Consider the following 24972-nt stretch of genomic DNA (forward strand, 5'->3'; position numbering starts at 1 on the left):
GTTAACGGCCGTCTGGCGGATGATTGGCGTCAACATCCTGTCGAAATGCCACCTTTCCCGGAATTCGGGCCTTGCAGCCGTGACCGTTAGTCGGCTGATGACCGGTTTGGTTAAATGATGGCTGGATGACAGCTATTGCTTTTACAGATCCCGGACTAGAGTGAAGGCTCAGTGACTGTACGGTTTTCACGAGGAACCGCCCGGAACGCTGATCCGAGATGCCCCGACACGAGATGTCCCGACAAGAGAAGCAGCATGGAATGCGCGCAACCCCAGCCAGGTGAAGGCAGCTCAGTCCTTTTGATCGTTGATGACTACCCTGAAAATCTGATCAGCATGCGCGCATTGCTGCAGCGCCAGGACTGGCAGGTGATTACCGCGGCTTCCGGTTTCGAAGCCCTCAGTCTGCTGCTCGAACACGACGTTGATCTGGTGTTGCTGGATGTGCAGATGCCGGGCATGGACGGCTTCGAAGTCGCGCGCCTGATGCGCGGCAGTCAGCGCACGCGCCTGACCCCGATCATTTTCCTCACCGCCAACGAGCAGTCCCAGGACGCCGTGATCAAGGGCTACGCCAGTGGTGCGGTGGATTATCTTTTCAAACCGTTCGATCCGCAGATTCTCAAACCCAAAGTCCAGGCGCTGCTCGAACACCAGCGCAATCGCCGGGCCTTGCAGCGTTTGAGTCAGGATCTGGAATCGGCGCGGGCCTTCAATGCTTCGGTGCTGGACAACGCTGCCGAAGGCATTCTGGTGTTGGGCGAGGATGGCTTGATTCGCTTCGCCAACCCGGCGATTTCCCGGCTGCTCAATGCGCCGGTGAAGGAACTGGAAGGGCAGGAGTTTCTTGATTTCCTGCAGAAACCGCACATTCCGCTGTGGGCCGATTCCGAGTTTTATGCCAGTTACAAACGTGGCGAGACGTTGCGCTTACACGACGCGTTGCTGCGTACCGCGCCGGGCCAGCAAGTGCCGGTGGCCTTGTCCTGCGCGCCGCTGCCGAGTGAACAGCACGCGATGGTGGTGACGGTGCTGGACATGTCGGTGGTGCGCCATCTGCATCAACAGCTGGAATTTCAGGCGGTCACCGACCCGCTGACCGGGCTGCTCAATCGCCGGGGTTTCTACCAGACTGTGGAAAACCTGCTGCTGCGCGGTGAGCGCACGGACAGCAGTTGGGTGTTGATGTACCTCGATCTCGACGGCTTCAAAAGGGTCAACGATTCCCTCGGCCATGATGCCGGGGACCGAGTGTTGCGCTGGGTCTCCGAACAATTGAAAGCCTGCCTGCGACCGTTCGACATTCTGGCGCGGATGGGCGGCGATGAATTCACCGCGCTGCTGGATCTGGAATTCCCCGAGCAAGCGGCGAAGATTGCCGAGAAACTTATCGAGCGGGTGTCGATCTGTCAGCAGATCGAAGGCCTCGACATTGCTCTGGGCGCGAGCATCGGCATCGCCACCTACCCCGATTGCGGCAACAACCTCGACGGTTTGCTGCGTGCCTCGGACATTGCCATGTACGAGGCCAAGCGTGCCGGGCGTCAGCAATATCGCTTCTACGATCATGAAATGAATGGCCGTGCGCGGTCGCGGCTGATGCTGGAAGAGAGTGTGCGCAACGCCATCGAGAATCGCGATTTCAATCTGGTGTATCAGCCGCAGGTGGCGATTGGTGATGGTCGCGTTCGTGGTTTCGAGGCGTTGCTGCGCTGGCAGCACCCGAGCGTCGGCGACGTACCGCCGGGGTTGTTCCTGCCGTTGCTGGAAGAGGCGACGCTGATCAGCCGACTCGGCAGCTGGATTTATCATCGCAGCGCCGGGCAGCGTAAGGCGTGGGAGGCCGAATTTTCCAAGGATCTGGTGATCGGTGTGAGCCTGAGCAACACCCAGTTCGGGTTGCCGAATCTGGTCACCGAATTGCGCCAGGTGCTGGAGCGCCATGGTTTGCAGCCGCACCAGATGGAAGTGGAAGTCACCGAAGAGGCGCTGACGATCAACCCGGACGAGACCCGCAAGCAGTTGAAGCTGCTGCGCAATCTCGGGGTGCGGGTGGCACTGGACGATTTCGGTTCCGGGGCCTGCTCGCTGGCGCATTTGCGCGATCTGGAACTGGACACTCTCAAGCTCGATCGCCACCTGATCGCCCGATTGCCGGACTCGTCCCGCGATGCTTCGCTGGTGCGCACGGTCATCAATCTGTGCAAGGAATACGGCTTGCTGGTGATCGCCGAAGGCGTGGAAACCGTTGAGCAATACCGGTGGCTGCAAGCTCATGGTTGTGAGTACGTACAAGGCTTTCTGGTGGCGCGGCCGTTGGTCGCCGAGGACACCGCACGCTTTACCGAGCCGTTCGACTGGAGCGCGTTGGCCGGTTGAATTCGCTACACTGGCGGCCTTTTCATGACCCGTGCCGCCCCATGACTGCGTTGAAATACCTCCAGGCCTATCCCGCGAATCTGCAGGATCAGGTGCGCCAATTGATCGCTGACAACCGCCTCGGTGATTACCTGAGCCAACGCTATCCGGGCCGCCACGATGTGCAGAGCGACAAGGCGTTGTACGGCTACGCGCTGGACTTGAAGCAGGAATACCTGCGCAACGCCCCGGCCATCGACAAGGTGCTGTTCGACAACCGCCTCGACCTGACCCATCGCGCCCTCGGCCTGCACACCACGGTGTCGCGGGTGCAGGGCGGCAAGCTCAAGGCCAAGAAAGAGATTCGTATCGCCTCGCTGTTCAAGGAGGCCGCGCCTGAGTTTCTGAAGATGATCGTCGTGCATGAACTGGCGCACTTCAAGGAGTCGGATCACAACAAGGCGTTCTATAAATTATGTGAGCACATGCTGCCGGGCTACCATCAGGTCGAGTTCGACCTGCGGGTGTATCTGACCTGGCGAGACATGCAATAAAAGATCAAACAGCGGAGCGCATGCATGGACGTAAGCAAGACCAAGAGCAGTTTCTACCGGCGCTTGTACGTGGCGTACCTGATCGATAGCAGTCTGGCCAGCAGCGTGCCGGCGCTGACCGAGGTCACCGGCATGCCCCGGCGCACGGCGCAGGACACCATTGCGGCGCTGGCGGATCTGGATATTGTCTGCGAGTTCGAACAGGAAGAGGGCGCGCGCAATCATGCGGGGCGCTATCGGATTCGTGATTGGGGGGCGATTGATCGGGGGTGGATCGAGCGGAATTTGCGGCAGATAAAAGCTGTTCTCGAGTATCCCTGAGTCCTGTGTTGACAGGGCTGGCGCCATCGCTGGCAAGCCAGCTCCCACAGGGATCTTCAGTGAACACAGTCATTGTGAGCGACAGATAAACCTGTGGAAGCTGGCTTGTCGGGCCGCCGCATCGCAGCGATGAGGGTTTCAGGAACGCCGCATCCCGATGTGCGGAATGTCATCCTCCAGATATTCCTCACCCGCCACGACAAACCCGTACCGCCCGTAATACCCCTGCAAATGCGCCTGGGCCGACAGATAGATTGGCACTTCAGGCCAACGCCTCTGCGCCTGTTTCAGCGCCTGTTCCATCATTTCATGCCCCAACCCTTTGCCACGCCCGGCCGGCGCCGTCAGCACGCGGCCGATCACTACGTCGCCGCCCTGGGATTCCGGGTCCAGCAGGCGCAGGTACGCCACCAACTGATCACCGTCCCAGCCCATCAAATGGCAGGTGTCACCGTCCAGATCCTGACCGTCCGGATCCAGATACGCGCAGCGCTGTTCGACCACGAACACTTCCGAGCGCAATTTCAAAATGGCGTACAGCTGCTCCAGTCCCAGATCGCTGTGATGTTTGCAGACCCACTCGATTGTCATCTTCCGATTCCTTGAACTACGTCGCCCGATACTAAGCGCAGCGTCGAAATATGTCTGTATGGCTGAGAAATCTGTGACAAAGGCCAAAATGCCATCATTCCAATATCGCGGCCCGCCGTACTTTGTGTAATCTGCTGGGAAGCGCTGTGCGATGGCTTCAATGAGCTAAGGTTAGGGCCTGGGATTCGCCGGTAAGGGGCCTTGGGGTTTTGACTGAAAACACGCCGGGCGGCCCGCCCGCTAAGGATTTTCAAGCATGCCGCGATTGTATCGAGCCTTTGCTTTGATCGGATTGCTGTTGCTGGGTCAAAGCGCTGCAGCGGAGAAATTGCGTCTGGTGTTCGACGTCTGGCCGCCCTTTACCGATGACACGCTGGTCAACGGTGGGCTGGCGACCGACATCGTCAGCACGGCCCTGGCCCGTGCCGGTTATGCCAGCGGTTATGAGCAGGTGCCGTGGGCGCGGGCGTTGATGGGGGTTGGCGAAGGACGTTACGACGTGCTGGTCAACGCCTGGTACAACGACGAGCGCACGAAGCTGGGCCAGTTTTCCGCCGAGTACCTGCTCAATCGCGTGCGCTTCCTCAAGCGCAAGGACGCACCCATCGAATACAACAACCTGCAGGAACTGCACACCTATCCGATTGCGGTGGTGCGCGGCTATGCCTATTCGGCGCCGTTCGATGCTGACTCCGCGTTGCAGAAAGTCCCTGTGCATAACTTTGCCATGGCTGTGCGCATGCTTGCGGCGGATCGGGTCAAGCTGACCCTGGAAGACGAATACGTCGCCCGCTATTACCTGGCCCGGGAATCACCGAAAGTGCGCAACGCGGTGGAGTTTCTGCCCAAGCCGCTGAGCGAGAACAGCCTGCACATCCTGGTCAGCCTGAAGAACCCGCAGCACGAACAGATCGTGGCCGGGTTCGACAAGGCGATTGCGTCGATGAAGGCCGATGGCAGCTATGACAAGCTGCTCAGGCAGCATGGGATGTAAGGGGCTGATCCAGAATTTGCGGTGTGATTGATTGCCTCATCGCTGGCAAGCCAGCTCCCACAGGTACAGCGGTAGTCCACATATTTTGTGTACCACACCGACACTGTGGGAGCTGGCTTGCCAGCGATGAGGCCTGTCCGGCCAACTCAGTCTTCGGCTGTGTCTTTGATCAGGTGCGCCGCCAGTGTGCGCAATGGGCCGAGCTGGCGGCAGATCAGCGCCAGTTGCGTCTGCACCAGTCGCTGGCCTTCGTCGATTTCGTCCGGCATCTGCTCAAGCTCGTTGGCCAGCGCTTCTTCCTCATCGCTTTGAATGGCAATCGGCTGTTTGCTCGCCAGACCCTGGGCGATCTCATCGATGCTCGCCGCCAGACTCACCCCGGCGCCGTCGATCAGGTGTTCGCGCACCTCGGCCGGCAGCTGGGTTTCGCGGTGTGCGCCAAGCCCTGACAGATAGCTGAGCAAGGTGTGCGACAGCACCAGGAAGCGGAAACCGACGTCGGCTTCCTTCCGGAAATGCCCCGGCTCCATCAGCATGTTCGCCAGCGTGGTCGACAGTGCCGCGTCGGCGTTGTGCGCGTTGCGCCGGGCCAGGCGATAAGCGAGGTCGTCGCTCTTGCCGGCGGCGTATTGCTGCATGATCTGGCGCAGGTAAATGCTGTTGCAGGTGAGGGTGTTGGCCAGCACCTTATTCAGGCGCCGACCCTGCCAGTCCGGCAGGAACAGGAACACCGCGAGCCCGGCGATCAGGCTGCCGAGCAAGGTATCGAACAACCGCGGCACAAACAGACCATAACCATCGCCGACCTGGTTGAAGCAGAACAGCACCATGATCGTGATCGCGGCAGTGGCCACGGTGTAGCGGGTGGTGCGGTTGGTAAAGAACACCACGCCGGCGGCGATGGCGAAGCACGACTGCACCAGCGGGCTTGGGAACAGATCGAACAGCGCCCAGGCAATCGTCAGACCGATCGCCGTGCCGAAAATCCGCTGACCGAGTTTGCGCCGGGTGGCGCCGTAGTTCGGCTGGCAGACGAACAGCGTGGTGAGGATGATCCAGTAACCCTGCGACGGGTGAATCAAATGCACCATGCCGTAGCCGATGCTCAGCGCCAGCGGCAAGCGCAGGGCATGGCGGAACAGCAGCGAGGTTGGCGTCAGCTGCGTGCGCAGGCGAATCCACACGTCCTTGAAGTTGCGCGGCGAGCGGTCGAGCAGGCTGCTGTCAGTGGCATCGGCCAAGGCGTCGGGGTTACTGGCGTCGCTGAGCAAGCGGTCGAGGGTGCCGAGGTTGGCCGCCAGTGCGCGCAATGAACGCAGCAGCCCGCGCCAGGCCGGGTTGCTCTGGATGCGCAGGTGTTCGAGGGAGGCGTGCAGGTCGCTCAGGGCTTCGGCGAAACTCGCGTCGTAGATGAATGGCTGGCGCATCTGGATCGATTCGGCCAATGCACGGCAGACCTTGCCTTGCTGGCGCAACAGCCGCTGGCAGCGGAACAAGACATCGCTGTGGAAAAACGCATCGGCCAGGGCGTTGTAGGGGTAGTGGGAAGAGCTGGCGCGTTCGTGGATGTCTTGCGCCAGGAAGTACAGCTTCAGGTAACGGCTGACTTTCGAGCCGGGGCGACCGTTGCCGACCCGGTGCAGGATGATTTCCTTGGCGCTGTTCAGGGCTGCGACGACCCGGCCATTCTGCTGGGCCAGTTCCAGTCGCCGCGCCTCCACGTCCAGCTGACGGATCGGCTCGAACAGCGAAGATTTCAGCTTCAGGTAATAGCCCAGTTCGCGGAACAACCGCGCCAGACTCTGCTGCACCGGCTGATTGGAAAACATCGCCTGCCACAGCACCGACAGCAGGCCGTACCACGCGGCGCCGGCCACCAGCAGCATCGGCTCGTGCCAGAAATCCGTGACCGCGCCGCCGCGCTGATCCACGCCGATCATGGTGTAGACGGAAAGAATCAGGGTCGCCGAAGCAATCGCACCATAACGCTCGCCGAGCGCCCCAAGCATGGTCAGGCCGAAACTGGCCAATGCCAAAGCGATGACGAACACGATGGGGTAGGGGAACAGCAATTCCACGGACAGCGCCGCAACGCTGAAACACACCAGTGTCACCGCCAGTGCGTTGAGGCGGCCCTGCCAACTGTCGTCGGTCTCGGCCAGGGCGCTGGCGATAATCCCGAGGAATAACGGGATCAGCAGCCCCATTTCATCCTGATACCAGCACAGCGCCATGCTGCCGGTCAGGGCGATGAACACCCGCACGCTGTAGCTGAATTTATCCAGCGCCCACAGGCGCCGCAAAGACTGACGAAACGAGGTCGAGGACATGAAGTGCGAAGGCCTTCCGAGGCGATGCCGCTAAATTGAGCCAGTAATGACGCCGACGCAATGGCGCCGATCACATCTGACAGCAAAAAGTGTTCCTTTGGGTCGTTGTGTCGAACTCAATTTCCAGGTTGGAAAAGAAACTGTGGGAGCTGGCTTGCCAGCGATGAGGCCGGCAGCTCCAACATCACTGTTGAATGTCAGCCCGCCATCGCTGGCAAGTCGAATCGTCGCACCGCAGCTCCCACAGGTTTGTACATTTAGTGTCGGGTCAGACGTACTGCGCGGCAGCGTAGCCAGAGGCCCATGCCCACTGGAAGTTGAATCCGCCCAGATGCCCGGTGACGTCCAGCACTTCGCCGACGAAGTACAGGCCCGGGCTTTTCAGCGACTCCATGGTCTTGGACGACACTTCGCGGGTGTCGACGCCACCCAGCGTTACCTCGGCGGTGCGATAGCCTTCGGTGCCGGCCGGGACGACTTTCCAGCTGCCCAGCTTCTCGGCGATGTCCGCCAGTTCGGCATGGGTGTACTGCTTCATCGGTTTGGAGACGAACCAGTTGTCCGCCAGCAGGTTGGCCATTTTCTTGGTGAAGATTTCGCCGAGCAGCGTTTTCAGTTCGCTGTTCGGACGCTCGGCGGTTTGCTGTTGCAGCCAGCTCGCGGCGTCGTGATCGGGCAGCAAGTTGATCTCGACCGTGTCGCCCGGCTCCCAGAACGAGGAAATCTGCAGAATCGCCGGACCACTGAGGCCACGGTGAGTGAACAGGATGTTCTCGCGAAAGCTCTGGTCGTTGCAGCTGACCAGGCAATCCACCGAGGTGCCGGACAGCTCGGTGCACAGCTCCTTGAGCTGATCGGTGATGGTGAAGGGCACCAGGCCGGCGCGGGTCGGCAGCAGTTCATGGCCGAACTGTCTGGCGACCTGATAACCGAAACCGGTGGCGCCCAACGTCGGGATCGACAGGCCACCGGTGGCGATCACCAGCGACTGGCACTGGATCTGGCCGAGGGTGGTGTCGAGCAGGTAACCGCCCTCGACTTTCTCGATGGTCTGGATCGAGGTGTCGAGGTGCAGATTGACGCCGACCTGATCGCACTCGTCCAGCAGCATGCCGAGGATGTCACTGGATTTGTTATCGCAGAACAGTTGGCCGAGTTTTTTCTCGTGATACGGCACGCCGTGCTTGGCGACCATGCCGATGAAATCCCACTGGGTGTAGCGGGCCAGTGCGGATTTGCAGAAGTGCGCGTTCTGCGAGAGGAAATTGCTCGGTTCGGTGTACATGTTGGTGAAGTTGCAGCGCCCACCGCCGGACATCAGGATTTTCTTGCCGGCCTTGTTCGCGTGGTCGAGCAGCATCACCTGACGCCCGCGCCCGGCGGCGGTCAGTGCACACATCAACCCTGCGGCGCCAGCGCCAATGATCACGACTTCGGTAGAGCGCAAAACGGTGTCCTCACACAATGACCATGCAGATCGTTCCCACGTCGAGGCGTCGAACCGTCTGCGTGGGAATGCATCCTGTGACGCTCCGCGTCACGATTTAAAAGCGNGCGGACGCAGAGCGTCCATGGCGGCATTCCCACGCGGACGGTTCGACGCCTCGACGTGGGAACGATCATTTAAGCGTTCTTACAAAACCCGGACGCGCAGCGAACGACCCTTGATCTTGCCGTTGTTCAAACGCTGCAGCGCCTGCATGACCACGGTGCGCTCGACGGCCACATAGGACTGGAAGTCAAAGATCGCGATCTTGCCGACCTGGGCGCCCGGGATGCCGGCTTCGCCGGTCAGTGCGCCGAGAATGTCGCCCGGACGGACTTTGTCCTTACGCCCGCCAGCGATGCACAGCGTGCTCATCGGCGGTTGCAGCGGGGCACCGCCCTGGGACTTGAGGTTGTCCACCTGATCCCAGTTCAGCGGGGTCTTCTGCAGTTGTTCGATGGCTTGCGCGCGGTGCGCTTCGGACGGCGCCACCAGGCTGACCGCGATGCCTTTCTCGCCGGCACGACCGGTACGGCCGACGCGGTGAATGTGGATTTCCGAGTCGCGGGCCAGTTCGACGTTGATCACCATGTCCAGTGCATCGATGTCCAGACCACGGGCGGCAACGTCGGTGGCAACCAGTACCGAAGTACTGCGGTTGGCGAACATCGCCAACACCTGATCGCGGTCACGCTGTTCCAGATCGCCGTGCAGGCCGACGGCGGAAATGCCTTTGGAGGTCAGGTGATCGACGGTTTCCTGAACCTGCTGCTTGGTGAAGCAAAAGGCCACGGTGGAGGCTGGGCGGAAGTGATGCAGGACCTTGGTCACCGCACTCATGCGCTCTTCCGGGGAAATCTCGTAGAAGCGCTGCTCGATCTGGGTGTCGTCGTGGAACGCTTCGGCCTTGACCGTTTGCGGATCGCGCATGAACTTCGACGCCAGTTGCTTGATGCCCACCGGGTAGGTGGCCGAGAACAGCAGGGTCTGACGACGGGCCGGGGTCTGTTCGATGATGTCTTCGATGGCGTCGTAGAAACCCATGTCGAGCATGCGGTCGGCTTCGTCAAGGATCAGCGTGTTAAGGCCGTCGAGGACCAGCGAACCCTTGCGCAGGTGCTGCTGGATGCGCCCCGGCGTGCCGACGATGATGTGCGCGCCGTGCTCCAGCGAGCCGATCTGCGGGCCGAAGGATACGCCGCCGCACAGGGTCAGGACCTTGATGTTGTCTTCGGCGCGGGCCAGACGACGGATTTCCTTGGCGACCTGGTCGGCCAGTTCGCGGGTCGGGCAAATCACCAGTGCCTGGCAACCGAAGTAGCGCGGATTGATCGGGTTCAGCAGGCCGATGCCGAACGCGGCGGTCTTGCCGCTGCCGGTCTTGGCCTGGGCGATCAGGTCCATCCCCTTGAGGATCACCGGCAAGCTCTGCGCCTGGATCGGCGTCATCTGGGCATAACCGAGGGAGTCGAGGTTAGCCAGCATGGCGGCGGACAGCGGCAAAGTATTAAAAGCGGTGGCGATGGTGGTCACGGGACTGGCCTGCAAAACAAAATGTCGCGCAGTGTAGCAGCCTCTGGCCACTTTCCTCGAAAGTTCTGGACGAACGCAAAGCCTGTGACGAGGGCCGGTTCCCTCGCCACGCAGACCCCGGTCAATGCTCGATATGTTCTTCCCGGCGTTTGGCGCGCCTTCCGTCCTCTTTCGACAGCTGCGAGAAAATCGTCGCCGCCAGCATTGCCATGATCCCCACGGTCACGAACGTGAGCTGAAATGCGCCCAACACGGTCTCAACGCCGTCGTTGCCGACTTCCGCCGTAAAGCCGCCAAGCAGTGCACCGGCGCACGCCACGCCGAGGCTCAGCGACAACTGCGCCACCACCGACAGCAGGCTGTTGCCGCTGCTGGCGCTGGCGTCGTCGAGATCGATCAGGGTCACGGTGTTCATCGCGGTGAATTGCAGCGAGTTGATCGCGCCGAGAACCGCCAGCAGGCACAGCAGCAGCCAGTACGGCGTCTGCTCGCTGACCAGCCCCATGCTCGCCAGCATGATTCCCAGAAGCAGGGTGTTGCCGGTCAGCACGATGCGATAGCCCAAGCGCTCGATCAGTGGCCGCGCGCCCCACTTGGCAACCATCGCGGCCGCCGCCAGCGGCAGCATGCTCATCCCGGCCTGGGACGGCGAATAACCCAGCGCCACTTGCAGCAGCAACGGCACCAGAAACGGCAGGGCGCCGCTGCCCAGTCGGGCAAACAGGTTGCCGAGAATGCCGACCGCGAAGGTGCGGGTCTTGAACAGCGACGGCGCGAACAGCGGGTTTTCAATGTGCCCGGCGCGCAGCCAGTACGCCGCCAGACATGCCATGCCGCCGAACAACAACAGCATCACTCGCAGGTGCGGCAGGTGCAGTTCGCCGAGGCCTTCCATGGCGATGGTGATCAGCACCATCGCCGCGCCGAACAGCAGGAACCCCAGGCTATCGAAACGCGTACGCTCGGTGCCGCGCAGGTCGGGGATGAATTTCCACACCGCGTAGCAACCGATGACGCCGACCGGCAGGTTGATCAGGAAGATCCAGTGCCACGTCAGGTATTCGACCATCCAGCCGCCCATGGTCGGACCGATCAGCGGGCCGAGCAGGCCGGGAATGGTGATGAAGCCCATGATCCGCACCAGTTCCGAACGCGGGTAGGCGCGCAGCACCACCAGGCGTCCGACCGGCAGCATCAGCGCACCGCCGAGGCCCTGGATCACCCGCGCGCCGATCAGCATGCTCAGGCTGCTCGACAAGGCGCAGAGCAGCGAGCCGAGGCTGAACAGCAGGATCGCGCCGAAGAAGATTTTCTTGGTGCCGAAGCGGTCGGCGATCCAGCCCGAGGCCGGAATCAGCAGGGCCACGGTGAGCATGTAGGCGATGATCACGCCCTGCATGCGCAGCGGGTCCTCGGCCAGATCCCTGGCCATGGCCGGCAGGGCGGTGTTGAGGATGGTCCCGTCGAGGGACTGCATGAAGAAAGCGATGGCGACGACCCATGGCAACCAGCGGGCGGTGATGGCGTCGAGAGGCGGGCGGTTGGGCATGGAACCTCTTGTGGGTTGTTGGATGATTGATCGTTCCCACGTCGAGGCGTCGAACCGTCCGCGTGGGAATGCCTCAACGGACGCTCTGCGTCCGCTGTAAAGTGACGCGGAGCGTCACGGGATGCATTCCCACGCAGAGCGTGGGAACGATCAGTTCAGAGAGTGAGTGTCAATCGGCTCACCAGCGCCCCCGGCAACAGCGCCGATGAGGTATTGCGCTGGCTGTAGGTGCTCGCCGACAGCAGCAGCTCGCGCTCGGCGGTCAACGCTTCCAGCTGCGAACCCAGCAGGCTGTAGGCGCTGTCGTCGAAACGCATGGTGCTGACCGGCGCCTGAATCTCGCCGTTCTCGACCCAGAAGGTGGCAAACCGGGTCATCCCGGTCAGGCGCGCCGCCGGTTGATCGGAGAAGTTCAGGTACCACAGGTTGCTGATATACAGCCCGGTGCCCAACTGCTTGAGGATCTCGGCCTGGGGTAGGTCACCTGCGCCCATGTTCAGCGCGCTCGGCGATTCGCCACCGCCGGCACCGTTGGCCGTCAGACCGTACTCGGCGGCACTGCGCGAACCCACCAACTGGTCACCTGCCTTGCCTTCGATGATCAGCCGCAGATCGCTGCGCGGATAACCTTCGCCGGAGAACGCCGGGCTCAGCGATTCGCTGACTTTCTCGTCGAGGGACACCAGCGGGCTGAACGCCTGATCGCCGGCATACAGCTTCTGCAACGGGCTGCTCTTGCTGGCAATCGACTGCGCCGAGAAACCACCCCAGCACAACATGCCCATGATTTCTTCCAGGGCTGCGGGCGCCAGATAGGCGCGGTATTGGCCGGGCGGCAGGGTGCGCAGCGGTCGACCGAGAAACTCGAGTTGTTCGCGGGCCTGCTGGATGCGTCTGGCGAAGTCTTCGCTGTTCCAGTCATGCCCGGCGTAGCTGGCTTTCACCGCTTCACCGTTCTCATGGAACAGACTGAAATCGAAGTTGAAGCTGTTGGCCTGATGCCAGCCGAAAGCGCCGGAAGAGCTGGCAAAACCACGGCTGATCGGCCCGGCGGCATAGAAGCCGACCAGATCCAGACCTTCGGCCGCCTGGGCGATTTCCGCCACCACCTGCTCGGTGTCCGGCAGCGGATGCTCCTGCACATTCTGGCTCTGCCAGCCGTTGTGGTTGAGCAACAGGTACGGATCCTGCGGCAGCAGCGGCAGGGTTTCGCGCAGTTGTTGCAAACCTTCGGCGAGGCGTTGCAGGTCGGTGGCCTGCTCACCGGACAGGGTAATGTGCAGGTCGGCATGGCGACCGTCGTCGATCAGTTTCAGACCGATACCGGCTTGCTGCACTTGCCCGGCCTGACGCACCCTGGCGTGGTTGAAGCGGACGAAGGCCGACGATTCGGCGTCGTAACTCAGGGTGAACTGTTCCGGCTCGCGCACGGCATCGTGCAGCCAGTTGACCAGCACCTTGAACGCCTCGGACGGGTTCTTGGAAATACTCATCAGGCGTCTCCCCCAAACACATCTACATTACTGAACACGCAGGCCGGCGAAGCGTGGCCGACGCGGATCACCTGGTTAGGTTCGCCCTTGCCGCAGTTCGGCGTGCCCAGCACCTTTGTGGTGCCGGCGTTGCCGACGGCGCGCAGGCTCTTCCAGAAGTGCGCGGAAATGCCCCGGTAGTTTGGATTTTTCACTACACCCTTGAGTTCGCCGTTTTCGATCAACTGTCCCCATTCGCAGCCGAACTGGAATTTGTTGCGTGCATCGTCGATCGACCAGGAACGGTTGGTGCTCATCAGAATGCCGTTTTCGATGCCGCCGATCAGTTGCTCCAGCGGCTGGTCGCCCGGCTCGATGTTGAGGTTGGCCATGCGGTCGATCGGTGGGCGGTTCCAGCCGCAGGCGCGGCTGTTGGCGACGCCGTCCAGGCCCGCGCGAAATTGCGACAAGGCACCGCCCAATGGACGGACCAACAGGCCTTCGCGAATCAGGAATTGCTTGCTGGCGGCGGTGCCTTCGTCGTCATGGCCGTAGCTGGCGAGTTCTTCCGGGATGCCCGGATCGAACGTCACGTTGAGCAGTTTCGAGCCGTATTGCAGGCTGCCGAAATCCGAGGCTTTGACGAAACTGGTGCCGGCGTAATTGCGCTCGTCGCCGAGGATGCGGTCGAGCTCCAGCGGGTGGCCGATGGATTCGTGGATCTGCAGCATCATCTGGTCGGGCATCAGCAGCAAATCGCGCGGGCCTTGCGGGGTGTTCGGCGCGAGCAGCAGTTGCAGCGCCTGATCGGCGACTTGCGGGCCGGCACCGATCAGGCCGCAACGGCTGATCACATCGGCGCCGCCCTGCTGGCCGAAGTTCTCGCGACCGAGGCTGCGGGTCTGGCTGTCGTTACCGTCGTAGGCGGTGACGCTCAGGCCCGGATAGACGAAACGCTGGGCTTGGCGCAATTCGGCGCCGGCGCTGCTCAGGTAGATCTGTTCGACGTGGGTGATGCCGATGCTCACTTCCCAGTTCACCAGGCGCTCATCCTTTGGCACCGAGGCGGATTCCGCGCCGAGCAGCTCGAAGCATTCGCTCAGGGACGGGAAGGGTTGTTCCAGATTGGGTGAAAAGTAATCGGCGCGGTCGCTGGACACCGGCTGCTTGCTCAAGTCGAGCAGGGCGTGCGGTTTGATCCGCCGGGCCTGTTGTTCGGCACGCTCGAGGGCGGCTTGCAGGCCTTGTTGCGACAGGTCATTGGTCGCGGCGTAGGCTTCGACGCCGTTGACCCGGACGGTGAGCATCGCGCCTTCGTCGCGGCTCAGGCTCGGCGGTTCGGCAACGTTCTTGCGCACCGACAGGTACTGGCCGGATTCGCGTACATACCGCAGGGAAAAAAACTCGGCGCCCGTGCGCAAGGCAGCAAAGCGCTGCTTGAGCTGGGGGTGGAAATCGAACATCAGGGAACCTCCTTGTCATGGGAGCAGCGGCAAAGCGAATTCGGCGGGGAGGGGGAACGATTGGGCGAGGACTAGAGTAGGCCTGCGTGGGGTGTAGGATCAAGTGAAGAGGGGGTGTCGGAGGATTTACTGTGAAGCAGGAGAATTTGCAGTGAATTGCATGGCCTCATCGCGGGCAAGCCCGCTCCCACAGGTTTTTTGGTGGTCACAGAATCTGTGAACGACGCAAAACCTGTGGGAGCTGGCTTGCCAGCGATTAGCCGTGACGCGGTATTACGGTTTACTGAGCAACAGCACTCACATCACGCATCGCCTTGCCTTTCACCGGCGCATCGCCAGCGACATAGTACGGTGCGTTGCTGCGCGGCAACGGCTGGCGGCCACGGATCTTGTCGGCGATTTTCTCGGCGATCATGATCGTCGGCGCGTTCAGGTTGCCGGTGGTGATGATCGGCATGATCGAAGCATCGACCACACGCAGACCCTGCATGCCATGCACGCGGCCTTCGCCATCCACTACTGCCATTTCGTCGGTGCCCATCTTGCACGAGCAGGACGGGTGGAACGCGGTTTCGGCGTGCTCGCGAATGAACTTGTCCAGCTGCTCATCGGTTTGCACTTCGATGCCCGGGCTGATTTCGCGGCCACGGAAGGCGTCCAGTGCAGGCTGTTGCATGATTTCACGGGTCAGGCGGATGCCGTCGCGGAACTCCTGCCAGTCCTGCTCGGTGGCCATGTAGTTGAACAGGATGCTCGGGTGCTGGCGCGGGTCCTTGGATTTGACCTGGACGCGACCGCGGCTCGGCGAACGCATGGAACCCATGTGCGCCTGGAAACCGTGCTCTTTCACACCGTTGCTGCCGTTGTAGTTAATCGCCACCGGCAGGAAGTGATACTGGATGTTCGGCCACTCGAATTCCGGACGGGTACGGATGAAACCGCCGGCTTCGAACTGGTTGCTGGCGCCAATGCCGGTGCCGTTGAACAGCCACTCGGCACCGATGGCTGGCTGGTTGTACCAGAGCAGCGACGGGTACAGCGAGACCGGTTGGGTGCAGGCGTATTGCAGGTACAGCTCGAGGTGATCCTGCAGGTTTTCGCCGACGCCCGGCAGATCGTGAACCACCGGAATGTCGAGGCTTTCCAGCAGTTTCGCCGGGCCGACGCCGGAGCGTTGCAGCAGTTGCGGCGAAGCGATCGCGCCGGAGCACACGATGACTTCCTTGCGGGCGCGGGCTTCAACACGTTCTTCAGCGGCGCCGACCAGGTAACGCACGCCAACGGCACGCTTGCCTTCGAACAGAACCTTGTCAGTCAGGGCGTGAGTGACGATGGTCAGGGTCGAACGCTTCTTGGCCACGTCCAGGTAACCACGGGCGGTGGAAGCACGGCGGCCGTTCGGCGTCACGGTGCGGTCCATCGGGCCGAAGCCTTCCTGCTGGTAGCCGTTCAAGTCTTCGGTACGCGGGTAACCGGCCTGCACGCCAGCTTCAACCATGGCGTGGAACAGCGGGTTGTTGCCCGCTTTCGGGGTGGTCACGCTGACCGGGCCGTCGCCACCGTGGTAGTCGTTCGGGCCGATGTCGCGGGTTTCCGCTTTGCGGAAATACGGCAGGCAATCGAGGTAGGACCAGTCTTCCAGGCCTGGCAGTTTCGCCCAGCCGTCGTAGTCCATCGCGTTGCCACGGATGTAGCACATGCCGTTGATCAGCGAGGAGCCGCCAAGGCCCTTGCCGCGACCGCATTCCATCCGGCGACCGTCCATGTGTGGCTCTGGATCGGTTTCGTACGCCCAGTTGTAGCGACGGCCTTGCAGCGGGAATGCCAGGGCTGCCGGCATCTGCGTGCGGAAATCGAGACGGTAGTCCGGGCCGCCGGCTTCGAGCAGCAGGACGGTGACGCCTTCGTCTTCAGTCAGACGGGTCGCCAGGGTGTTACCGGCAGAGCCGGCACCGACGATGATGTAATCGAATTCTTGGGACATTGAATGCACCCTCTTTAGATGTGGTCAGATCGGGCCTCGGCGAGTGCTATGCACTCGAATCGCTGGCAAGCCAGCTCCCACAGGGATTGGGAGTTGCCACGGATTTGATGGACGACCCCAAACCTGTGGGAGCGGGCTTGCCAGCGAAGAGGCCCTCGCAGGCAATACGAGACTCGGGTCTTAGAACACCGAGACGTAATCGCCCAGCTCGACCTGTACCGATTTGATGCGAGTGAAGTTGTTCAGCGAGCTGATGCCGTTCTCACGGCCCACGCCCGACTGCTTGTAACCGCCAACCGGCATTTTTGCGTCGGACTCGCCCCAGGCGTTGATCCAGCAGATACCGGCTTCCAGCTGATGAATCACGCGGTGGGCGCGGTTCAGGTCGCGGGTGACGATACCGGCGGCCAGGCCGAAGTCGGTGTCGTTGGCGCGGCGGATCACTTCTTCTTCGGTTTCGTAGCTCAGGATCGCCATCACCGGGCCGAAGATTTCTTCACGGACGATAGTCATGTCGTCGGTGCAGTCGGTGAACACGGTCGGAGCCACGAACGCGCCTTTGGCGAATTCGCCGTCGGTCAGACGCTCGCCACCGCACAGAACGCGGGCGCCTTCTTCTTTACCCTTGGCGATGTAGCCCAGCACGCTTTCCATGTGCGGGAAGCTGACCAGCGGGCCGAAGTTGGTGTTTTCGTCTTCCGGGTTGCCAACGCGGATGCGGGCAACGCGCTCGACGATCTTGGCTTCGAAAGCGGCTTTCAGGTGGCTCGGCACGAACACGCGAGTGCCGTTGGTGCAGACCTGACCGGAGCTGTAGAAGTTGGCCATCATGGCGGTGTCGGCGGCGCGATCCAGGTCGGCGTCGTCGCAGATGATCAGCGGGGACTTGCCGCCCAGTTCCATGGTCACGTCTTTGAGCGACGAAGCCGAAGCGCTGGCCATGACCTTCTTGCCGGTGTCGGTGCCGCCGGTGAAAGAGATCTTCTCGATGCGCGGGTGCTCGGTCAGCCAGGTGCCGACTTCACGGCCGCTGCCGGTCAGCACGTTGAACACACCGTTCGGAACGCCGGCTTCGGTGTAGATTTCGGCCAGTTTCAGGGTGGTCAGCGAGGTGACTTCGCTTGGCTTGAAGATCATCGCGTTACCGGCCGCCAGGGCTGGAGCGGATTTCCACAGGGCGATCTGAATCGGGTAGTTCCACGCGCCGATACCGGCGACGACGCCCAGCGGCTCGCGACGGGTGTAGACGAAGGAAGTGTCACGCAGCGGGATCTGCTCGCCTTCGATGGCGGGTACCAGGCCTGCGTAGTATTCCAGTACGTCGGCGCCGGTGACGATGTCGACGTATTTGGTTTCGGAGAAGGCTTTACCGGTGTCCAGGGTTTCCAGGGCAGCCAGTTCATCGTTGCGCTCGCGCAGGATGTCGACGGCGCGACGCAGGATGCGCGAACGCTCCATGGCGGTCATCGCGGCCCAGATTTTCTGGCCCTTTTCGGCGCTGACCACAGCGCGCTCGACGTCTTCCTTGGTCGCGCGTTGTACCAGTGCGAGGACTTCACCGTTAGCCGGGTTGATGGCTTCGAAGGTGGCATCGCTGCCGGCGTCGGAGTACGCGCCATCGATGTAGAGTTTTTGCAGTTCGAAACGGGCCATAGTGTCCTCGCAAGTGCATTAGTGGTTGGCGTTGGTCACCGGGTGAGCCATGTAGCTGTGGCATCGCTGGTCGGTGACAGTTCAGGGGCCGAGCGTTTTTTCTGTGCTCTAGCTCACCTGCTTGGCCAATTGGAAATCCATGTATTCGTAAGCGATCTGTTGCGCCTGCGCAGTGTCGAAAGCGTCTCCCGACAGCGCGCCGCGCAACCACAAGCCGTCGATCAGAGCTGCCAGTCCACGGGCGGCGGTGCGCGCATCTTCGAGCGGCAACACACGGCGGAACTCGCAGCACAGGTTGGAATACAGACGGTGATCGTTGATCCGCTGCAACCTGTGCAAAGACGGCTGGTGCATGCTGGTGGCCCAGAAGGCCAGCCAGGTTTTCATTGCCGGGCCATTGACCTGGCTGGCGTCGAAGTTGCCTTCGATGATCACCTGCAGATGCGCCCGGGGGCTGCTGTCTGCCAGCGCCTGACGGCGCGCGGTGACGTTCTCGCTGAGGACGCTCATCAGATACCGCATCGTGGCGGCAATCAGGCCGTTCTTGTCCTGAAAATAGTGACTGATGATGCCATTCGAGACACCGGCCAAACGGGCGATCAGCGCAATGCTGGCGTCCCCCATTCCGACCTGATCAACCGCCTGCAAAGTGGCTTCGATCAGTTGTTGGCGGCGGATGGGTTGCATACCGACCTTGGGCATCTTGCACATCTCCTTAGGCCTTCCGACGGACGACAAACGCCGATCGGATTGAGGGCCAGTCTATTTTGTTTTGATTGAACGTTCAATCAACAAAGAATAAGATCTGCGACAAATCGTCGCTGCCTACAGATTTTTCCTACGTGTAAGTGGCGATAAAACCGACATCCGAAAATGCTCGAAACCTGCGCGGGGCAAGGCGCGGTTCGACGTTCGATGGACGTGTTGAATGGGCAAGACGCTCAAGGCCAGGTTTCGGATGAACGTCCAAGCCTCGGCCACGACGGCGATTCGCGGTGCCAACTCTGCAGGTTCGGGCTTTTTTCGGGGTGTCTTTATATCACCCGCCGGTCGGCTGCCAACTAACCGATTGGTCGGGTTCCGTGTTGCCTTGTGTTCTTCTCTCGCACTGCCTGGAGCATTTGTGCCATGAGTTCTGCCTCGCTAATAAAGACCCCGCCCGAGAAGGTGACGGTCAACGGTTGGGTGTTCTACACCTCTACCGCGCTGATTCTGTTGTTGACCGCCATTCTGATCATCGCCCCGCAAGAGGCCGGCAGAATGCTGGGAGTGGCTCAGGCCTGGTTGTCCCGCAGCTTCGGCTGGTACTACATGGTGGTGATCGCCGCTTACCTGGTGTTTGTGGTGGGCCTGGCGTTTTCCTCCTACGGCAAACTCAAACTGGGTAGCAAGGACGACACCCCGGACTTCAGCTACGGCGCCTGGGCCGGGATGCTGTTCTCGTCGGGTATCGGTATTTCGCTGCTGTACTTTGGCGCCTCCGAGCCGCTGGATCACTACTTCAATCCGCCGGAAGGCGCGTCGGCCACCAACATGGCGGCACGTCAGGCGGTTCAGCTGACCTTCCTGCACTGGGGCCTGCACGGCTGGGCGATCTACGCGCTGGTCGGTCTGGCCGTGGCCTATTTCGCTTACCGTCATAACCAGCCGCTGGCCCTGCGTTCGGCGCTTTACCCGCTGGTGGGCGAGCGTTGGGTCAAGGGCGCAGCCGGTCATGCGGTGGACGGCTTCGGCATGTTCGTGACCCTGCTGGGTCTGGTGACCAACCTGGGGATCGGCTCGCTGCAAGTGTCCTCGGGCCTGGAAAACCTGTTCGGCATGGAACACAGCAACACCAATCTGCTGATCGTGATCATCGTGATGAGCACCGTGGCGACCATCGCTGCCGTGTCCGGTGTGGAAAACGGCATCCGTCGTCTGTCCAACCTCAACATCATCCTGTTCAGCGGCCTGCTGATTTTCGTTCTGCTGTTCGGCCCGACCCTGCACTTGCTCAATGGCTTCGTGCAGAACATCGGCGACTACCTCAACGGCGTGGTGCTGAAGACTTTCGACCTGTACGTCTATGAAGGCGACAGCGAGAAATCCGACCGCTGGCTGGGTCTGTGGACGCTGTTCTACTGGGCCTGGTGGATCTCCTGGGCCCCATTCGTCGGCATGTTCATCGCGCGGATTTCCCGTGGTCGTACCGTGCGTGAACTGGTGGCTGGCGTGTTGCTGATTCCGCTGGGTTTCACCTTGGCGTGGCTGTCGATCTTCGGTAACTCGGCGCTGGATCTGGTGATGAACCAGGGCGCGGTGGAACTGGGCAAGACGGCGCTGGAACAGCCGTCGATGGCGATCTATCAGTTGCTGGAACACTACCCGGCGTCGAAAGTCGTGATCGGTGTTTCGATCTTTGTTGGTTTCGTGCTGTTCCTGACCCCGGCCGACTCCGGCGCGGTGATGATGGCGAACCTGTCCTGCAAGGGCGGCAACGTCGACGAAGATGCCCCGCACTGGCTGCGGATCTTCTGGTCGGTCGTGATCACGCTGGTGACCATCGGCCTGCTGTTCGCCGGTAACTTCGAAGCCATGCAGACCATGGTGGTGCTGGCCGGTCTGCCGTTCTCGGTGGTGCTGGTGTGCTTCATGTTCGGCCTGCACAAGGCGATGCGCCAGGACATGCAGATCGAACAGGAGCAGGCGCAACTGGCTGAACGCGGTCGTCGTGGTTTCAGCGAGCGCCTGACCCAGCTGGATCTGCAACCGAGCCAATCGGTGGTTCAGCGCTTCATGGACAAGCACGTCAGCCCGGCACTGGAAGATGCCGCTGCGCAAATGCGTGCACAGGGTCTGGAAGTGCAGACGCTGCTGGGCAAGTCCAAGCGCTGCATGGGCGTGCGGGTCGAGATGGAAGAGGGCAACCCTTTTGTCTACGAAGTGAGCCTGGACGGCTACCTGGCGACCCCGAGCGAGTCGGTCCAGTCCGATGAAGCGCGCCAGCGTTTCTACCGCGCCGAGGTGTACCTGCACAACGGCAGCCAGGACTACGACCTGATGGGCTTTACACAGGATCAGATCACGCGCGATGTGCTCGATCAGTTTGAAAGCCATCGGCAGCTCCTTGGCCGGGTCTATAGCTGAGTTGTAATTCAGGATCGTTCCCACGTCGAGGCGTCGAACCGTCTGCGTGGGAATGCCTCAAGGGACGCTCCGCGTTCCAGCCACGCTGCCGATTTCACGCTTGGCACCAATGGGACGCGGAGCGTCCCGGGCTGCATTCCCACGCAGAGCGTGGGAACGATCAAAACAAAAACGCCGCGATCTCTCGCGGCGTTTTTGCATCTGTACTCTTTACCCCAGGTTCTTCCCGAGCAGTGCGTGATACAGCTCGCTGTCCCCGAGAATCCCCACCACATGGTTGTTGTCGTGAAGCACGAGTTTGTTGCCGGTCTGGTAACGGATCTGCAACGCGTCGCGCATGCCGATGTTCGAGTCCACCAGCGTCGGTTTGCGCTCCAGCCCTTCCACGGCTTGCCCCGGCGCCCAGTTCTGCAGGTTCAGCACCGAACCGTTCTGCCGCGCACCCTTGATGGTGTTGCCCTCGGCCAGGTCCAGCCACGAATCGCCGCCCGGATCCAGACACACCGAACCGTTGATGCGTTTGCAGTTGTCCAGGGTGCGCATCAGGCTGCGACCGCACAGCACGTTCAGCGGGTTGGTGTGGGCGACGAAGGTGCGCACGTAATCGTCCGCCGGGTTGAGCACGATCTCTTCCGGCACGCTGTACTGGATGATCCGGCCGTCTTTCATGATCGCGATGCGACTACCCAATTTGAGCGCTTCGTCGAGGTCGTGACTCACGAACACGATGGTCTTGCTCAGCTTGCGTTGCAGTTCCAGCAGCTCATCCTGCAAGCCCTGACGGATCAGCGGGTCGAGGGCGGAAAACGGTTCGTCCATCAGCAGAATGTCGGCGTCCATCGCCAGTGCGCGGGCCAGGCCGACACGCTGCTGCATGCCGCCGGACAGCTCGTTGGGCTTCTTGTTGCGCCACTGGGTCAGGCCCACGAGCTCAAGCTTGTCGTCGACCAGTTTGCGGCGTTCTTTCTCGGGGCGGCCCTGCATTTCCAGACCGAAGCTGATGTTTTCGCGCACGGTCAGCCAGGGCATCAGGGCGAATTTCTGGAACACCATCGCAATGCGCTTGGTGCGCATCATTTTCAGTTCGGCAGGGCTGCAGGACGCGATGTCGATCTGCTTGCCTTCGTGCTCGACGAACAGCTTGCCGCGGCTCACGGTGTTGAGGCCGTTGATGCAGCGCAGCAGGCTGGATTTTCCGGAGCCGGACAGGCCCATCAGTACACAGATCTCGCCCTTCTCGATATCCAGGCTGGCCTTTTCAACGCCGACAATCTGCCCGGTCTTTTTCAGGATCTCGTTACGGGTCATGCCCTGATCCAGCAGCTTGAGCGCCTCGCGTGGATCCCTGGCGAAGATAACGTCAACGTTATCGAAGCGAATAATGCTCATGCGTCACCCCCTACTTTGGCGTCGGGTTGTTTGCAGATACGGTCGAGCATGATCGCCAGCAGTACGATCGCCAGGCCCGCTTCGAAGCCCAGGGCGATATCAGCAGTGTTCAGTGCGTTGACCACCGGTTTGCCGAGTCCGTCGGCGCCCACCAGTGCCGCGATCACCACCATCGACAGCGACAGCATGATGCACTGGGTGATGCCGGCAGCGATGCTCGGCATGGCGTGAGGCAGTTCGATCCGTGAAAGCAGTTGGCGACGCGAGCAGCCGAAGGCCTTGCCGGCGTCCATCAGTTCTTCCGGGACATCGCGGATGCCCAGGTAGGTCAGGCGGATCGGCGCGGCGATGGCGAACACCACCGTCGAGATCAGGCCCGGCACCACGCCCAGCCCGAAGAGGGTCAGGGTAGGAATGAGGTAAACGAAGGTCGGTACGGTCTGCATCAGATCGAGTACCGGCCTCATCAAAGTGTAGAACATCGGTTTGTGCGCGGCGACGATGCCCAGCGGCACGCCGATGACCACGCAGACCAGGGTCGCGAACATGACCTGGGCGAGGGTTTCCATGGTTTCCTGCCAGTACCCCAGGTTGAGGATCAGCAGGAAGGAGGCGACCACGAACGCGGTCAGGCCCCATTTGCGTTGAATGAAGTGGGCCAGCAGGGCGATGAGGCCGATCAGCACCAGCGGGTTGAACCAGGTCAGCGCAAACGTCACGCCGTGGATCATCGTTTCCAGTGTCACGGCGATTGCGTCGAAGGTGTTGGCGCCGTGTTGCGTCAACCATTCAACGAAGCCCGCGATGTACTGGCCTAAAGGGATTTTCTGATCAATCAGCATGGTAGTGAACGTCCGCATGCAAGGAAATAAACAGCCCGGACGGCTTAGGCCGTCCGGCATAAGCGATGCTCTCTAATTCAAGGCTGGTTGAGTTTGGCTTTAACGGCCTCCAGGCCAGGTTTACCGTCAATGGTGGTCACGCCAGCGAGCCAGGTATCGAGCACCTGTGGATTCTTTTTCAGCCAGGCCTTGGCGGCCGCGTCAGGCTTCATCTTGTCGTCCAGGATGTTGCCCATCAGTTCGCTTTCCATGTCGACGGTGAACTCCAGGTTTTTCAGCAGCTGGCCAACGTTGCTGCATTCCTCGGCGTAGCCCTTGCGGGTGTTGGTCGCCACGGTGGCGGCGCCGAAATCCGGGCCGAAGAAATCGTCACCACCGGTCAGGTACTGAATCTTGAAGCGCTTGTTCATCGGGTGCGGCGCCCAGCCGAGGAACACCACGGCGGTGTCGCGTTTCTGCGCGCGATCGACCTGCGACAGCATGCCCGCCTCGCTGGACTCGACGACCTTGAAGCCGGCGTCTTTCAGGCCGAAGGCGTTCTTGTCGATCATGCTCTGGATCAGACGGTTGCCGTCGTTGCCCGGCTCGATCCCGTAGATCTTGCCGTCGAGTTCTTTCTTGAATTTGGCGATGTCGGCGAAGTCGTGCAGGCCCTTGTCATACAAGGCTTGCGGAACGGCGAGGGTGTACTTGGCGCCCTTGAGGTTGGTGCGCACGGTTTCCACGGTGCCGGCGTCGCGGTAGGCCTTGATGTCGTTTTCCATGGTCGGCATCCAGTTGCCGAGGAACACGTCCATGTTCTTGCCGTCGGCCAGCGACTTGTAGGTCACGGGTACGGAAATCATGGTGGTCTTGGTCTTGTAGCCGAGGGCCTGAAGCACGACGGAGGTGGTGGCGGTGGTTGCGGTGATGTCGGTCCAGCCGACATCGGAGAAGTTCACGGTACTGCACTGCGCCGGTTCTGCGGCTTGAGCCAGTAACGGCAGACTCAGCATGGCGGCCAACAACAACGACGGGGAACCTTTCATGAATGGACTCCTTGGTGTTTTTTTTGGCAGTGTTCCGATTGGACCACCGCACTTATGGGTTGCGGTTGGATGGCGTTCTGGAGACAGCTCTACCGCAGCGCCTTGCAATCGAGTCGATACGATCATGTACCAGTGAAAATCTGACGCCTACAGGGTGCGTCGTATCCAGTACAGGGATGGTCGCATCCAGTGTCAGTGACGTCGTTTACAGCTTTTTTCTGCCCTTTCTGGCCATCTGAACCGCATAAAAACGGCGAAAACACGGGCTGAAACCGGCACGGCGTTGGTGGGCATGAGTA

18 protein-coding genes are annotated in these 24972 nt (G+C 61.2%); 5 read left to right on the top strand and 13 right to left on the bottom strand.

What is annotated here, in order from left to right; translation table 11 throughout:
• Positions 1-255: 255 nt before the first annotated feature.
• The 3 genes from ACTJK7_RS11365 to ACTJK7_RS11375 are packed head-to-tail and all read left to right on the top strand — an operon-like array spanning position 256 to position 3233.
• A complete protein-coding gene (locus tag ACTJK7_RS11365; protein ID WP_108563443.1) occupies positions 256-2379 on the top strand; it encodes a putative bifunctional diguanylate cyclase/phosphodiesterase in 2124 nt (707 codons plus the stop codon).
• Positions 2380-2420: 41 nt separating this feature from the next.
• Positions 2421-2912 (top strand): M48 metallopeptidase family protein, encoded by a 492-nt coding sequence (locus ACTJK7_RS11370; RefSeq protein ID WP_064380182.1) that lies wholly within the window; start codon positions 2421-2423, stop codon positions 2910-2912.
• Between the two features lie 24 nt (positions 2913-2936).
• The gene (locus ACTJK7_RS11375; protein ID WP_108563442.1) at positions 2937-3233 is read left to right on the top strand and encodes a winged helix-turn-helix domain-containing protein; all 297 of its coding nucleotides are present in this window, start codon (positions 2937-2939) and stop codon (positions 3231-3233) included.
• Positions 3234-3371: 138 nt separating this feature from the next.
• On the opposite strand, the gene ACTJK7_RS11380 is transcribed toward ACTJK7_RS11375, so the two are convergent.
• Positions 3372-3824 carry a GNAT family N-acetyltransferase gene (locus ACTJK7_RS11380; RefSeq protein ID WP_064380186.1) on the bottom strand — a complete coding sequence of 151 codons (453 nt, stop codon included), beginning with the start codon at positions 3822-3824 and terminating at the stop codon, positions 3372-3374.
• A 256-nt stretch (positions 3825-4080) separates the two neighbouring features.
• Here ACTJK7_RS11380 and ACTJK7_RS11385 point away from each other — a divergent pair, with 256 nt between their 5' ends.
• A complete protein-coding gene (locus ACTJK7_RS11385) occupies positions 4081-4818 on the top strand; it encodes a substrate-binding periplasmic protein (protein ID WP_440779546.1) in 738 nt (245 codons plus the stop codon).
• 146 nt (positions 4819-4964) lie between these two features.
• Here ACTJK7_RS11385 and yccS read toward each other — a convergent pair whose 3' ends face one another.
• The 9 genes from yccS to betI form a co-directional block, all read right to left on the bottom strand.
• Positions 4965-7148, bottom strand: a complete 2184-nt coding sequence (gene yccS / locus ACTJK7_RS11390; RefSeq protein ID WP_440779547.1) for a YccS family putative transporter — start codon at positions 7146-7148, stop codon at positions 4965-4967.
• 268 nt (positions 7149-7416) lie between these two features.
• Positions 7417-8595 (bottom strand): NAD(P)/FAD-dependent oxidoreductase, encoded by a 1179-nt coding sequence (locus ACTJK7_RS11395; protein ID WP_440779548.1) that lies wholly within the window; start codon positions 8593-8595, stop codon positions 7417-7419.
• 186 nt (positions 8596-8781) lie between these two features.
• On the bottom strand, positions 8782-10167 hold the full coding sequence (gene dbpA, locus ACTJK7_RS11400) for an ATP-dependent RNA helicase DbpA (RefSeq protein ID WP_007959732.1): 1386 nt from the start codon (positions 10165-10167) through the stop codon (positions 8782-8784).
• 121 nt (positions 10168-10288) lie between these two features.
• Positions 10289-11716: a multidrug transporter subunit MdtD gene (gene mdtD / locus ACTJK7_RS11405; RefSeq protein ID WP_011336310.1), complete on the bottom strand. Its 1428-nt coding sequence runs from the start codon at positions 11714-11716 to the stop codon at positions 10289-10291.
• A gap of 155 nt (positions 11717-11871) precedes the next feature.
• On the bottom strand, positions 11872-13209 hold the full coding sequence (locus ACTJK7_RS11410; RefSeq protein WP_108563438.1) for a TldD/PmbA family protein: 1338 nt from the start codon (positions 13207-13209) through the stop codon (positions 11872-11874).
• Complete coding sequence (locus ACTJK7_RS11415; protein ID WP_108563437.1) at positions 13209-14651, bottom strand: TldD/PmbA family protein; 1443 nt, start codon at positions 14649-14651, stop codon at positions 13209-13211. Before ACTJK7_RS11415 ends, ACTJK7_RS11410 begins: the two co-directional genes overlap by 1 nt.
• Positions 14652-14931: 280 nt before the next feature.
• Positions 14932-16635, bottom strand: coding sequence for a choline dehydrogenase (gene betA / locus ACTJK7_RS11420; RefSeq protein WP_108563436.1), 1704 nt, complete (start codon positions 16633-16635; stop codon positions 14932-14934).
• Between the two features lie 180 nt (positions 16636-16815).
• Complete coding sequence (gene betB / locus ACTJK7_RS11425; protein ID WP_064380209.1) at positions 16816-18288, bottom strand: betaine-aldehyde dehydrogenase; 1473 nt, start codon at positions 18286-18288, stop codon at positions 16816-16818.
• A gap of 108 nt (positions 18289-18396) precedes the next feature.
• Positions 18397-18990 carry a transcriptional regulator BetI gene (gene betI / locus ACTJK7_RS11430; protein ID WP_011336305.1) on the bottom strand — a complete coding sequence of 198 codons (594 nt, stop codon included), beginning with the start codon at positions 18988-18990 and terminating at the stop codon, positions 18397-18399.
• A 483-nt stretch (positions 18991-19473) separates the two neighbouring features.
• Between betI and ACTJK7_RS11435 the strand changes: the two genes are divergently transcribed.
• A complete protein-coding gene (locus ACTJK7_RS11435; protein ID WP_223290698.1) occupies positions 19474-21414 on the top strand; it encodes a BCCT family transporter in 1941 nt (646 codons plus the stop codon).
• 210 nt (positions 21415-21624) lie between these two features.
• Here the strand turns inward: ACTJK7_RS11435 and choV are convergent, their stop codons facing one another.
• The 3 genes from choV to ACTJK7_RS11450 all read right to left on the bottom strand — a co-directional run bounded on the left by choV (position 21625) and on the right by ACTJK7_RS11450 (position 24673).
• On the bottom strand, positions 21625-22803 hold the full coding sequence (choV, locus tag ACTJK7_RS11440; protein WP_064380211.1) for a choline ABC transporter ATP-binding protein: 1179 nt from the start codon (positions 22801-22803) through the stop codon (positions 21625-21627).
• Positions 22800-23645, bottom strand: coding sequence for a choline ABC transporter permease subunit (gene choW, locus ACTJK7_RS11445; RefSeq protein WP_064380213.1), 846 nt, complete (start codon positions 23643-23645; stop codon positions 22800-22802). Before choW ends, choV begins: the two co-directional genes overlap by 4 nt.
• Before the next feature lie 77 nt (positions 23646-23722).
• Positions 23723-24673: a choline ABC transporter substrate-binding protein gene (locus ACTJK7_RS11450; RefSeq protein ID WP_064380214.1), complete on the bottom strand. Its 951-nt coding sequence runs from the start codon at positions 24671-24673 to the stop codon at positions 23723-23725.
• Between the last annotated feature and the right edge of the window lie 299 nt (positions 24674-24972).

The sequence above is a fragment of the Pseudomonas sp. 22085 genome (genome assembly GCF_052045815.1).
In the GTDB taxonomy this organism is placed as follows: domain Bacteria; phylum Pseudomonadota; class Gammaproteobacteria; order Pseudomonadales; family Pseudomonadaceae; genus Aquipseudomonas; species Aquipseudomonas glycinae.